General features: G+C 57.2%; 14 protein-coding genes, 1 tRNA gene and 1 pseudogene. 6 read left to right on the top strand and 10 right to left on the bottom strand.

Annotated elements, in window-relative coordinates; translation table 11 throughout:
* Positions 1-21 precede the first annotated feature (21 nt).
* From CFN46_RS00610 to CFN46_RS00600, 3 genes are read right to left on the bottom strand one after another with little or no spacing between them, the layout of a single operon-like run.
* The gene (locus tag CFN46_RS00610; protein WP_024951680.1) at positions 22-1,542 is read right to left on the bottom strand and encodes a tripartite tricarboxylate transporter permease; all 1,521 of its coding nucleotides are present in this window, start codon (positions 1,540-1,542) and stop codon (positions 22-24) included.
* Complete coding sequence (locus tag CFN46_RS00605) at positions 1,542-1,979, bottom strand: tripartite tricarboxylate transporter TctB family protein (protein ID WP_024951679.1); 438 nt, start codon at positions 1,977-1,979, stop codon at positions 1,542-1,544. Before CFN46_RS00605 ends, CFN46_RS00610 begins: the two co-directional genes overlap by 1 nt.
* Positions 1,979-2,965 carry a tripartite tricarboxylate transporter substrate binding protein gene (locus tag CFN46_RS00600; protein ID WP_024951678.1) on the bottom strand — a complete coding sequence of 329 codons (987 nt, stop codon included), beginning with the start codon at positions 2,963-2,965 and terminating at the stop codon, positions 1,979-1,981. Before CFN46_RS00600 ends, CFN46_RS00605 begins: the two co-directional genes overlap by 1 nt.
* Positions 2,966-3,441: 476 nt before the next feature.
* Here CFN46_RS00600 and CFN46_RS00595 point away from each other — a divergent pair, with 476 nt between their 5' ends.
* A complete protein-coding gene (locus CFN46_RS00595) occupies positions 3,442-4,800 on the top strand; it encodes an MFS transporter (RefSeq protein WP_024951677.1) in 1,359 nt (452 codons plus the stop codon).
* A 189-nt stretch (positions 4,801-4,989) separates the two neighbouring features.
* Here the strand turns inward: CFN46_RS00595 and CFN46_RS00590 are convergent, their stop codons facing one another.
* Positions 4,990-6,009, bottom strand: coding sequence for a tripartite tricarboxylate transporter substrate binding protein (locus CFN46_RS00590; RefSeq protein WP_051510799.1), 1,020 nt, complete (start codon positions 6,007-6,009; stop codon positions 4,990-4,992).
* A 359-nt stretch (positions 6,010-6,368) separates the two neighbouring features.
* On the opposite strand from CFN46_RS00590, the gene CFN46_RS00585 reads away from it, so the two are divergent.
* From CFN46_RS00585 to CFN46_RS00570, 5 genes and pseudogenes are all read left to right on the top strand, one after another.
* Positions 6,369-7,409, top strand: coding sequence for an adenosine deaminase (locus CFN46_RS00585; protein ID WP_088742440.1), 1,041 nt, complete (start codon positions 6,369-6,371; stop codon positions 7,407-7,409).
* A gap of 172 nt (positions 7,410-7,581) precedes the next feature.
* A tRNA-Gly gene (locus CFN46_RS00580) sits at positions 7,582-7,655 on the top strand.
* 64 nt (positions 7,656-7,719) lie between these two features.
* Positions 7,720-7,872 (top strand): annotated as a pseudogene (locus CFN46_RS17830) (DUF6538 domain-containing protein); the annotation flags it as partial.
* A gap of 327 nt (positions 7,873-8,199) precedes the next feature.
* The gene (locus CFN46_RS17540) at positions 8,200-8,946 is read left to right on the top strand and encodes a site-specific integrase (protein WP_176426385.1); all 747 of its coding nucleotides are present in this window, start codon (positions 8,200-8,202) and stop codon (positions 8,944-8,946) included.
* Between the two features lie 52 nt (positions 8,947-8,998).
* Positions 8,999-9,343: a hypothetical protein gene (locus tag CFN46_RS00570; RefSeq protein WP_088742438.1), complete on the top strand. Its 345-nt coding sequence runs from the start codon at positions 8,999-9,001 to the stop codon at positions 9,341-9,343.
* Between the two features lie 224 nt (positions 9,344-9,567).
* Here the strand turns inward: CFN46_RS00570 and CFN46_RS00565 are convergent, their stop codons facing one another.
* The 6 genes from CFN46_RS00565 to CFN46_RS17535 are packed head-to-tail and all read right to left on the bottom strand — an operon-like array spanning position 9,568 to position 12,012.
* The gene (locus tag CFN46_RS00565; protein WP_088742437.1) at positions 9,568-10,377 is read right to left on the bottom strand and encodes a hypothetical protein; all 810 of its coding nucleotides are present in this window, start codon (positions 10,375-10,377) and stop codon (positions 9,568-9,570) included.
* A gap of 17 nt (positions 10,378-10,394) precedes the next feature.
* Positions 10,395-10,628 carry a hypothetical protein gene (locus CFN46_RS00560; RefSeq protein ID WP_088742436.1) on the bottom strand — a complete coding sequence of 78 codons (234 nt, stop codon included), beginning with the start codon at positions 10,626-10,628 and terminating at the stop codon, positions 10,395-10,397.
* Positions 10,618-10,818: a hypothetical protein gene (locus CFN46_RS00555; protein ID WP_088742435.1), complete on the bottom strand. Its 201-nt coding sequence runs from the start codon at positions 10,816-10,818 to the stop codon at positions 10,618-10,620. The genes CFN46_RS00560 and CFN46_RS00555 overlap by 11 nt, the downstream gene beginning before the upstream one ends.
* Entirely contained in the window at positions 10,815-11,216 is a 402-nt protein-coding gene (locus CFN46_RS00550) for a DUF5681 domain-containing protein (protein WP_141103610.1), read from the bottom strand. Before CFN46_RS00550 ends, CFN46_RS00555 begins: the two co-directional genes overlap by 4 nt.
* The gene (locus CFN46_RS00545; protein ID WP_088742433.1) at positions 11,213-11,857 is read right to left on the bottom strand and encodes a hypothetical protein; all 645 of its coding nucleotides are present in this window, start codon (positions 11,855-11,857) and stop codon (positions 11,213-11,215) included. The genes CFN46_RS00550 and CFN46_RS00545 overlap by 4 nt, the downstream gene beginning before the upstream one ends.
* Positions 11,854-12,012, bottom strand: coding sequence for a hypothetical protein (locus CFN46_RS17535; protein ID WP_176426384.1), 159 nt, complete (start codon positions 12,010-12,012; stop codon positions 11,854-11,856). Before CFN46_RS17535 ends, CFN46_RS00545 begins: the two co-directional genes overlap by 4 nt.
* Between the last annotated feature and the right edge of the window lie 259 nt (positions 12,013-12,271).

The raw sequence follows: 12,271 nt of genomic DNA, 5'->3' as shown, positions 1-12,271 counted from the left end.
CAGGTGTGCATCACGCTTGTTTCAAACGCCGGTGGTGGCCTTGGCGGCGCCCATGCGGCGACGCAGAATCGGTCCGACGATGACGGGTAGTACCAGTCCGGCAATCGCAATGCACCACAATGTGATGGACAGCGAGCTACCGATCAGAATGGTCCAGTCACCATCAGACAATTGCATGGCGTGACGCAGGTTCTTCTCCATCTCTGGCCCGATCAGCATGCCGAGAATGACCGGTACCAGCGGTATCTCCAGCTTGCGCAATACGTAACCACCGACACCGAAGGCGACCATGAAGTACAGGTCAAACACGGAGTGGCTGATAGAGTAGATGCCCACGAAGGCGACCATCGTCACTACCGGCAGCAGGTACTTGGGCGGCACGGACAAAAGTTTGACGAAGATACCGACCATCGGAATGTTCATCAGCAGCAACAGCACGTTACCGATCAGCAGCGCGGCAATGACACCCCAGACGATATCGCCGTGCTGGGAGAACATTAGCGGACCCGGCGTGATGTTCAACGAGATCAGCATCGCTAGTAGAACGGCGGTGGTGCCAGAGCCCGGCACACCCAGTGTCAGCATCGGGACCAGTGCGCCAGAGGCGGCACCGTTGTTACCCGCTTCCGGTGCTGCAACGCCGCGTGGATCGCCATTGCCGAAGTTGCCTTTCTTGCCGAGAATCTTCTTCTCCAGGGTGTAGCTGATGAAGCTTCCCAGCGAAGCGCCGGCCCCCGGCAGTACGCCGGCGATGAAGCCCAGCACGCCACCGCGGAAGGCGGTCGGCAGGATAGCGACAATATCCTTCATCTTCAGTTTCATCTTGTTCATCGCGATCATCGGCTTGCCTTCACCCGCGTTTTCTTCGATGAAGAACAACAGCTCGGAGATGGCAAACAGACCGACGATGGCAATGATGAAGTCGATGCCTTCATACAACTCAAGAATATCGAAGGTGTAGCGCTGAGTGCCGGTGGAGGCATCGATGCCGACGGTGGCGATGATCAGGCCGATCGCCGCTGCCATGATGGTCTTGACCGGATTCTTGCCGGTGATGCCGCCGAGCGTGGCGAACGCCAGCACAAACAGTGCGAAGTATTCTGCCGGGCCGAAGGTCAGTGCGAAGCTGGCCAGCCACGGTGCCATCACGATCAGACCGATGGTCGCGATCAGGCTGCCGATGAAGGAAGCGATCGCCGAGATGGCCATCGCTTCCGCCGCCTTGCCCTGCTGCGCCATCGGGTAGCCATCCAGACAGGTCATCATCGCTGGCTCATCGCCCGGGATATTGAGCAGGATGGAGGAAATGCGGCCACCGTACATGGCGCCGGCATAGACTGACGTCAGCAGAATCAGTGACGTTTCCGGGCTCAGCCCCAGCGTGAAGGCTAGCGGGATCAGAATTGCCACGCCGTTGGCAGGGCCAAGGCCCGGTAATGCGCCAATCAAGGTGCCAAGGAAGGCGCCTAGAATGGCAAACATCAGGTTTTCAGGTTGCAGCGCGAGGCCGAAGCCCTGCATCAAGAAGCCAATACTTTCCATTACGCCACCTCCAGGATGCCCAGCGGCAGTGGCAGTTCAAGCACGAAGTTGAACAGGGCAAAGACGACGATGCCGCCAATCAGCCCCGTAGCATAAGCCTTGAGCGGAGCCGCCCCCATGCGCCAGCACAACGTGCCGACCGCAAAGGTGGTAGCAACGATGAAGCCCAGTGGCTCCAGCAGCGCGGTATAAAGACACAGCACGACAATAGCGCACACCATCTCGAGACCAGTGCGATTCCAGGGCCAGCCATTGCTGGGATCTGGGCGCAGCATCAGGTAGAGGCTGCTCAGTCCCAATACGATCGACAATACCGTCGGGAAGGTTTCAGGGCCGATGGACTCAGCCCCACCAAAGGGTTCGGGGAACTGCTGGGCACCCCAGCCGTACGCGACGGCCAGGGTGAGCATCAGCAGACCAAAGATACGGTCATTCATCAGCGAATCAGCCCAATGTCCTTGGAGAGCGTCTGGATGTCCTTGATCTGCGCCTTCACGAAGGCATCAAACTCGGCACCCGATTTGTGGAACGGCATCAGGCCGCTCTTGGTCATCACGTCCTTCCATTCATCGCTGGTGTAGACGTTATCCAGCGTGGTGGTCCAGTACTGCTCGGCGTCATCGCTGATGTCGGCCGGCATGTAGAAGCCACGCCAGTTGGGCGCGACGGCATCGATACCCTGCTCGCGTGCGGTGGGGACGTCAGCCAGCTTGCCCGGCAGGCGCTCTTCGGAGAGCACGGCCAGTACCTTCAGATCACCGGATTCCATGAAGCCTTGAATCTCGGAGATGTCACCGGTGAAGGCCTGCACGTGGCCACCGACGACCTGGGTAATCGCCTCACCGCCGTTGTTGTAGGACAGGTAGGAGACCTTGGGCAGGTTCTCGACACCGGCTGCCTGGGCGGCGATCAGCACCTTGAGGTGATCCCAGCCACCGGCCGCACTCCCGCCGGCGAACTTGACGGATTTCGGGTCTTTCTTCAGCGCGTCCATTACTTCGGACAGGGTGTTGTAAGGCGAATCCTTGGAGACGGCGATAGCGCCGTAATCGGCACCCAGAGCGCCGATCCAGTTGACCTGATCCTGATTCATGCCCGGGAACTGGCCCTGAGCCAGACGCGTAGTGGTCGCGGTGGACGCGGCTACCAGCAGCTGCTCATCACCGGCGCGCTTGGAGACGGTATGTGCGAAGGCGACGCCACCACCGGCACCGGCCATGTTGATGGTCTGGACATTGCCTGGCACGTATTCGAGATCAGACAGCAGCTTGCCGACGCTGCGGCAGGTGAAATCCCAGCCGCCGCCCGGGTCTGCCGGTGCGATGCAGTCGACCTTGCCCTTGGGCTCGAAGGCGAGGGCCTGGGCGGACATGGCGGTGACCACCGCGGCGGTCAGGAGTTTGAGAGACAGATGGCGTGTCATGGCGACCTCTGGAATTATTAATTTATTGTGAATGCACATGGCGTGAGTCAGAGGGATAGAGCGGTGCTATCTCGACGTGCTATCCCAACCTGACAACAACCTTACAGTTCTGTAAGGCGAAACTTAATTCTGTATGGTGAAATTAGCGCTCAGATCATTCCCTCGCAAGATACCCATTCGTCGCACCGACCTTGGTCGAAAGCCCATTTTGCGCACTTTGTTGGTGCGTTTTTGTGTTCACACCTTCGAAAGGAAAAGGGCACAGACACGCATCAATCCATATATGAATGCCTCGAATAGGGGGCTAGGCTCGAATTGAAGGCGCAGCCCGGATATATCGGAAGAAAAAGCTTGGGTGTATTTCATGCGTTGTCGCAAATAAACCCCGATATGGCGTTGCAGTAAAAGCAGGACTACCCCCTTCGTATTAGCGTGTGAAGCTCATTGGAGTAGCGCAACGCGATAAGGGAAATATCATGAACAACGTGTTGTCAGGGGTCTGGGCGCTGTTGCTTGGCATCGTGCTGATCATGCTCGGCAACGGGATGCATTTCACACTGATTGGCCTGCGGGGCGGAATCGAGGGGTTTTCCTCGACCGAACTGGCTATCGTCACCTCCGGCTATTTCATGGGTTTCCTGTCTGGTGCGCGTTACACACCGTTGTTGATCCAGCGGGTCGGGCATGTGCGTGTCTTTGCTGCGCTGGGAAGTTTCATGTCAGCAGCGCTGATTGCCTTGCCGTTACTGGCCGAGCCCTGGGCCTGGACGTTGCTGCGCGTGCTGGTGGGCTTTTGCATGTCTGGCATCTATGTCACTTCTGAGAGCTGGCTGAATGCGGCGGCCACCAATGAGACTCGTGGCAAGGTGCTTTCGGCCTACATGATGGCTCAGACACTCGGCATCATCGGGGCGCAAGGATTGTTGACGTTGGGCGATGCCGGCACCTCGGTACTATTCATCTGTGCCTCAATACTCGTATCCATCTCATTTGCGCCCATTCTCTTGTCGGCCGCCGCCGCGCCCGTCGTGTCGGTGGCGCGCCCCATGTCATTGAGCAATCTGTTCAATGTCTCGCCGTTGGGTGCCATCGGCATCTTTCTTCTGGGCGGTGTCTACGCCATACAATCGGGAATGGGGGCCGTATTTGGCACCCAGATCGGACTGTCGAGCACGCATATCGCGCTGTTCGTCGCCATGCTGTTTGCGGGGGCACTGGTGATGCAGACCCCGATTGGCTGGCTATCTGACCGGATGGACAGGCGCATACTCATCTGCGGGCTGTCCGTCATGGGGGCAGGGTCTAGCATGATGGGGTGGATGGCGGGGGACGCGCTATGGCCGTTAATTGCTGCTGCCTTCTTTGCGGGAGGGGTGACAACGCCGCTTTATGCCTTGCTCCTCGCCTACACGAACGATTCCTTGTCTGCAGAGGATATGCCCGGTGCGTCAGGTGGCTTGGTGTTTGCTTTCGGGCTTGGGGCAATCCTTGGGCCGCTCGCGGCGGGCGGGATGATGGAGGGGATTGATCCTTACGCTTTCTGGCTGGTCATTGCGGCAACCTTCGTGGCAATCGCGCTGTATGCGCTCTATCAGATGACACAACAGGCGATGGTGCCGGTCAGTGAAACCGACAGCTACCTGAACATCCTGCCGACGGCGTCACCCTTGGTGGTGGAGGCCGCTGGTGAGTGGGCCCATGAGCATGCCGAGGATGAGCACGAGGCCCGTGAGCGTGAAGAGGAATACGAAGGCGAGCCGGCTCTTGAGTCAGAGCGTGAATCAACTCTCGAACCAGAACTTCCTGGCGCGGAGCTGCCTGCTACGCGCCAGTAAATGAAGAGCCAAGGCTGAAAGTGCTCCGAAAGGCAGTAGGTATGGGGTGAAACGAAAAAACGCCATCCCATGACATCGGGATGGCGTTTTTTCGTTAGTGGGGCTCGTCACATGCGGTGCGAAACGGCGCAGTGGCAGGTCAGTCGTGAAACGTCGCCAACGCGTTGTGATGACTGGACGCTCAACGAATTACAACAGACCCAGATCTGTCGAAAGCTGCTCGACATCGCTGACCTGCTGGGTAATGAAGGTGTCTAGTGCCTTGCCCGATTTGTGGAACGGCATCAGGCCATTGTCCTGCATGGTCTTCTGCCATTCAGGGCTATCGGCCACCTTGTTGAGGGCAGTTTCCCACCAATCGAAGGCGGCGTCTGATGCGCCACCCGGTAGATAGAAGCCCCGCCAGTTGGGGGCGATTACATCAATGCCTTGCTCGCGGGCGGTCGGGATATTGCTGTATTGGCCTGGCAGGCGCTCCTCACTGAAGACGGCCAGCAGGCGCAAGTTGCCTGACTCGACAAAGCCACGTGCCTCGCTCATGTCGCCGGTGAAGGCTTCCAGGTGCCCGCCCATGACTTGAGTGATCGCGACTGAGCCGGAGTCATACGCCAGATAGGGCAGGGCACGTAGTGATTCTATGCCCGCCGCGCGTGCCGCCATCAATACCTTGAGATGATCGAACCCTCCCGCTACATCGCCACCGGCAAAGCGCACCGATTTAGGGTCTTGCTTCATGGCCTCCAGCAGCTGTGTCAGCGACTGATAGGGTGAGTCGGCGGCGACGGCTATCACGCCATAGTCAGCGCCGAGTGTGACCAGCCAGCGTACGTCATTGACCTTGCCACCCTGATAGCGATGCTGGCCGAGTCGTGTGGTGGTCGCACTGGAGGCCGCGACGATCAGCTTGTTGTCATCGTGGCGCTTGGATTTCACATGCGCGAAGGCGACGCCGCCACTGGCACCGGGCACGTTGATGGTCTGCATGCCGGCGGGAATGATGTTCTGCCCATCCAGCAAGCGTGCGACGCTGCGGCAGGTGAAGTCCCACCCCCCGCCGGGCTTTGCGGGGGCGATACAGTCGGTCTTGCCTTGTGGAGTGAAGTTTTCCTCGGCGGCGAGGGCGGAGGTATTCAAGCCGACTGCCAGCAGAGCAGTGCTCGCGAGCAAGGTGGCAGTCGAGCGGCATTGGCGGCGTAAATCAAAGCGCATGAGGGTGTGTCCTTTATGATGTGTCAGCGTGAGTCGTTATCGTTGTTGTGGTGAATCTTTTTGTAGGAAGCCTTGAGCGCACCGCGATCTCTCATGCAGCGCCAGCATCAAAAATAGTCTATTCGTAAGCCATGCTGAATACACCCAAGGCGAAAGGGGCATGCTGGCCAGATTGCGCTGTTCGTGCATCGAGACTCCTCAATGTGGCCTCCAGGTTGCTAGAATTGCGCTATCAGACTGCGCCTATGTGTCGGTAGGTCCGTCAGGAGGGAAAGTGAGTTCTTGTCTCGTGATCATCTTTTCATCACCGCGCGCTTAATCACGTTCTGTGTAGTCACCCTTTATTCAGGAGACGGGCCATGACCCTAACCCCGCGTACGCATGATTTTCTCGCCCGTTTGCCGAAGGTAGAGCTGCATCTACACATTGAAGGCTCTCTGACGCCTGCACTGATGTTCGAGTTAGCGGCAGAACAAGGCATCGTGCTGCCCTATGCTTCGCTCAAGGAGGTCGAGGCGGCTTACGATTTTGCAGACTTGCCGGCCTTCCTCGCCCTCTACTATCAGGGCATGGGTGTGCTCAACGATGCCTCACATTTCTATCGTCTCGCACAAGATTATTTCCGTCGTGCCAGTGCCGATGGTGTACGTCATCTAGAGCTATTCTTTGATCCGCAGGCGCATCTAGCGCGCGGCGTGAGTCTCGAAGTACAGTTCGTCGGGTTGGAGCGCGCCTGCCTCGAAGCCGAACGCGAGTTCGATATCACTTCCGCATTGGTGCCGAGCTTCCTGCGTTGTCATTCTGCCGAGTCTGCGCGTGAGCTGTTTGACGCCCTGATTCCCTTCGAATCACGCTTCGTGGGTGTCGGCCTTGATAGCGCCGAGATCGGCAACCCGCCGGAGAAATTTACCGAGGTCTTCCAGCTGGCGGGTGAGCGCGGCTGGCATCGTGTCGCCCACGCGGGTGAGGAGGGGCCGGTGGAGTACATTCGCACCGCGCTTGAGGTGCTGGGCGTGGAGCGTATCGACCACGGCGTGCGTTGTCTGGAAGATGCCGCCCTGGTCGCGGAGCTGGCCGAACGCCGCATTCCACTGACGGTCTGCCCGCTCTCCAATGTCGCGCTTAAGGTGGTGGAGCGCATGGAAGACCACCCGTTGCCGAAGTTGATCGACGCTGGCCTCAACATCACCCTGAACTCGGATGACCCGTCCTACTTCGGTGGTGGCATGCTCGACAACTTCGTCGCCGTGCAACAAGCGCTCTCGCTGAGTGAAACACAGTGGATCACCCTGTGCCGCAATGCCATCGAAGCCGCCTTCCCACAGCGTGGTGACGGCCTCGGCATGAGTGATGCACGTCGTTGCCAGCTGCTGGCGCAACTCGACACCTGCGCTGTGTGATCCTCGCGGCTGCGTCGCGAATGAGGTCCATTGATTACTGAGTACAATCAATGGCTTGGGAAAACCAAGGATGAGTAGGGCACAAGGTACGACAACTACTCCATCAGATGTTGCTTGACCGTGTTAAGTCGTTGAGTACAATGCAGTTCTGGCGTGCGCAACGGTCCGCCCTGCGGGTGTAGCTCAATGGTAGAGCAGAAGCTTCCCAAGCTTAAGACGAGGGTTCGATTCCCTTCACCCGCTCCAGATGCGTAACTGCCTGCCTTACAGACCGATTTAGCCCCCAAGGTCACACACTGGGGCACACGTCATGGCAGTTCCGTACACGATCCGCAAACCCTCCGGCTTATACTATTTCCGCATTCGCATTCCTCGCGAATATGGCCACCTTGGCCGCGAGTTCAGCCTTTCGCTATCCACTACCAACAAGCATGAAGCGCGTTCTGCGGCTGCTGCTATGGTGGTGAAGGCTTTCGATCTACTTCCCACTGTTGATACCATCAGTGAGCTAAAGGCATCGCTCTCAGACCGTCCACAAGCTCGCTCACGCCCCGCTATACCCGCACCCCAATGCCTTACCCTGCGCACCCTATGGGATCGCTACGCAGCCCATCAGCTCCATGATGCGCGTGGCAAGACTAGACACGAATCCGCCCATGCCCTCGATGTGTTCATTGAGCTATCTGGTGGCGACTTGCCATCGTCAGAGTTCACCAAGGCTCGTGTGCGTGACTTCGTGGCCGCCCTAGCCTCATACCCGTCTCGTAGAAGCCTAGGCAAGATGGCATCCATGACGCTGACTCAGATTCAAAGCGGTGACTACCAGCCCATCAGTATCCGCACACAGATAAATATCATTTCTCGCTTGTCGTCTTACTCAAACTGGCTGGCCGGTCACGGCTACATCGAATCCAACCCCCTGGCTGGCATCCGGCCCAAGGCTCAAAAGCAGGCGGCAAAGCAGAAGACATGGAGCCAAGAAGACATCGCTCTGTGGTTCTCGCCTGACCACTTGGACACCTTGCAGGGCTGGCAATACTGGCTACCACTCATGGGGCTATATACCGGCGCTCGCCTGGAAGAGCTAGCAGCCTTAAAAGCTACGGACATACACGAGCACGAAGGCATTCATTATTTCGAGATACACGACCGCGATGGTCGTCACATCAAGAATGCCGCTTCCAGCAGGCTGGTGCCAATACACTCACGCCTTGTTGATTTGGGCTTTCTGGAGCTTGTTGAAGGCAGGAAAGACCATGAACGCCTGTTCGAGCTGAGTCCTTCACAGGGCCGTTACGGCTTCAGTGCTTCCAAGTGGTTTGGTCGCCATCGCAAGAAGCTTGGCATTACTCCAGACTTCCACGGATTGCGCCACACAGCAGCCGAATCGCTCAGGCTGGCCGGTGTTCAGGGTCATGCAATATCGTGGCTCCTGGGCCATTCTGGGGCCACCATGACAGACCATTACGGGCGCGATGGTAATCCCATCCACCGGCTACCACTGGTGCGTGAGGCTGTGGAGAAACTAGTCTTCTGATATTCGAATAATCTCCTACACTCCATGTGCATACACAAGCATGGAGGCGGTGATGACAAGCAGACGCAATATGGCGATACCCTCAGTAGAAGAAGAGAAAAAAGCATTCTGGGGGGATTTAGGGGATTGGGACAATGACCAGCCTATCGAATACACCATCCAAGAGACGAACGATTTAATACTGTGGTCAGTCAAGCTATCCGGGGTTCAAAGTATGGCGAGAGCGATTGTGGCTCTGATCAGCGGACTAGGTGAAGGCGAGATACTGAAAAGCAACATACTGGGCACCATGAGCGCCGAGGAAGCGAAAGAAGAGGCGGCGAATCAGAATAATAAAGCGTACAAGATATGGGAGGAAGTTCAGGATATTATAAGGGCTAGGAACCCACACTTGTAATAATGAACATGGCCGCCATTCTTAATCGAGTGGCGGCCCTTGTGTGAATTAATTACTGTCTTAGGCTGGCGCTTGGAATCCCCCCCCAAATCTTCTGAAGTTTGGACGGTAACGCCCCCTGGGGGACGTTGTTGGTGTGCTTTGGAGCGCTGACCGGGCCGCAGCCAACTGCTGCTTTCGCCTTGGCGGCACCGATATGACGGAGTGGTCCCTTGGTAGCCATATCACGCCACCTCCAGCAGGATCGCCGCGTCTGCGGGCTTCTCGATGACAAGGCGACCGCTCGCTAGATAGCTAGTCAGGTCTTTTTCTTGGCACAGCGCTGCATATGCTTCAGCGCTCAATGTTGTCCAGTCCTGACCAGTCAGATGCGCGGACTGGCAGCCGATACCGCCGCCGCTGTTGAAGATGCGCACACTGCCATCGTGGTCGGAATTAACTGTATATAAGGCCGGTTTTGCCTGTTCAAGCGACGCGATGGCCTGAAGGGCCAGGCTATAGGCGTTGCGCTTGCCTACCTCACCCATCTGCACTTCGCGAAGCCCCTCAGGGTTCAAAACCCCCGCCCAAGTCTCCAGCGCAGGCGCTGACAGGCCGTCATGCCAGTAGCCTTTGAAGGTGGTGAGGCCAGTACGGATCAGGCAGCGGAAACCAGCGATGATGGCTGACATGACATCGTGCTTTTGGTCGTCGCTCATGCCAGCGGTAGCCGGTGCTACCTGAGATGCAATGAAGCTGCCTTGCAGGCTGAGGGACGGTGTAGCGGCGCGTTCGGCGCACAATGCGGTGAAGTGGGCCAGGGTTGACGTGTAGCTGTCGGAATCGCGCACGGTTAGCTTGCGCGGGGTGCCCGCATCACACACGGCGACGAGCACAGCGCGGTAGGATTCACCCACCAGCGGCGAGGAAATGTCTCGGAGCTGTTCCGCTTCAGTGAGAGCAGTTTTCCATGCCTTGCCCGCTGCTTTGGCAGCAGCCTGTTGAGATTTGTCTTGTGCAATGATTGCGTTTGCGAGAGTTTCGATGCCCGTCATTTTGAAATTCCTTTGAATCAGTGGAGGTTATTCATGATGTCGATGACGCCCTGCCAGGCTTCCAGATTCTCGGCGGCTACTTCGCGCGGTATATCTGGATAGTCGAGCTGGAACTGGGTCAAGCTGGGAAGGGTGTCGCCGTATTTGAGCAGGGCGTTGAAGGCTGGGATGTCTGCGGGTGCCAGACCGGTTTTCGTAGTGGCTTTCAGTGCCTCTAGAGCTTCCAGACGGCCCCTCAGATTACTGACCACGACGCGCTAGCCATTCAGCGCGGACGGCCTGCTTGGCTGCCCAGGCTTCCTGATCGGTGGCGTATTGAGTCTTGGGCGCATCAGATACGGCACTGCGGCGGGCGATCATGGAATCTCTTGCCGCCTTGCGTTGGGCCTGGGCGTGATCGCGGTTCATCTGTTGGCGTTGCTCGTCAGTTACATAGTTCATTTCAAATCCTCGAGTTGTGAGATGCGCTGCGAAATTTCGTCGATCTCAATCTGTCGTGATAGCTGGCCCATTGCAGTTACGAGCTGAGATGCCGTGTCAGGTGGTATTTGCCCCGCAGCTGCTGCGGCGATAATGGCTCTTGAAGTGCCAGCTAATCCGGCGTCTTCCGGTATGTCGAAGGTCACTCGCTCGGCGCTGGCTTTGATCGGCGGTGTAAGTCTCTCTATGCAGAGCCTCAGAGCCACTGTGTCGCCTTCCAAGGCTAGGGCGATTGCCTTGTCTATCAGCTCTTGGGAGCTGCCCTGCAATGCCTTTCTGACTAGCATCGCGCCCGCTGAAGGGCGTCCTGCCGGATTGCCTGACTGCCCAGGCTTGAAGCTGCGCTTGTTCGCGCTCATTGGCTGCACCATTTCCCGTCCACCTTACGAGCAGCTACCACGCGCTTAACGTGTGGGGCCACATCAGGACAAGTCGCGTAGCATCGACGGCATTCACCGTTCACTATCTCTTCCCGTGCCACCGCATATCCCCACGCCTCTAGCAGTTCGCTCAGCCATTGGCTGTAGTATTCGCGTGATTCATTGGTCAATGGCTTCGGGATGGCATAGTAGGTGACGTAGATCTTGTCTTGATATGCGTGGCCAATCGCCTTGGCGCGATCATCTGTTACCAGGATGTCGCCCTTGTCGTCGGTAAGATCACTGACGATGGCCAGCATAATGTCTGCCTGTACATTCACGCGGAGGTGATAGGCGAATCCCTCAATGCGCTCCATCTTTGCCTCAAGATCTTCCCCGTCAGCACGGGCCACCAGTGAGGAGAATCGACCTACGCGCTCCACTAGGCCCTCGCGCAAGCATTTTTTGACCAACGCGATATCCAGGTTTTTATTGGCAGTAAGGGCTAACCCTTTCTCGATCATGTACCGATTTCGCATCGCTGCACCTTCCTCGGTACGCGGGAATGCCTCTGCCACTTCGTGATCATTACGCGCTGCCGCTAATTTGCGTTTAATCCGCTTCATTTCCGACCCTTTCATGATTGTCTCCCCGTCTGATTAAGAATCACCGCGATGGCTTGTACGTCACCTGCATCGGCCTTGGCTTTCAGGACTTGCCAATAGCCACGGATCGCATCCTGAGTGGGCTTCACTTGCTTTGCTCGCCCCGAGCGGTTGGATTGATTGGCCTGCATATTCCTGACCCCTTTTGCGCTTATCTGCGCTGATTCGAGTTGATGAATCTATTTTACACTTTTTTACTTTACTTAGAAATTGCATTGTGCTATAGGACGAAGCGTCCGGTTTGTTTTTACCCTTCCTGATCGCAGGCAATATCAGGCCCCATGGCTACTGATGGCCTGGCCAGTTGGTGCTCATCGGCATAGCGAATTATCTGAAACGACCCCGATAGAAAATGGCTATGGTGTCACTTTTAGGTATACCCAAAGAGGA

It is taken from the genome of Cobetia sp. QF-1, assembly GCF_002213105.1.
Lineage (GTDB): Bacteria > Pseudomonadota > Gammaproteobacteria > Pseudomonadales > Halomonadaceae > Cobetia > Cobetia crustatorum.
This window is presented reverse-complemented; position numbering and strand designations above follow the sequence as displayed.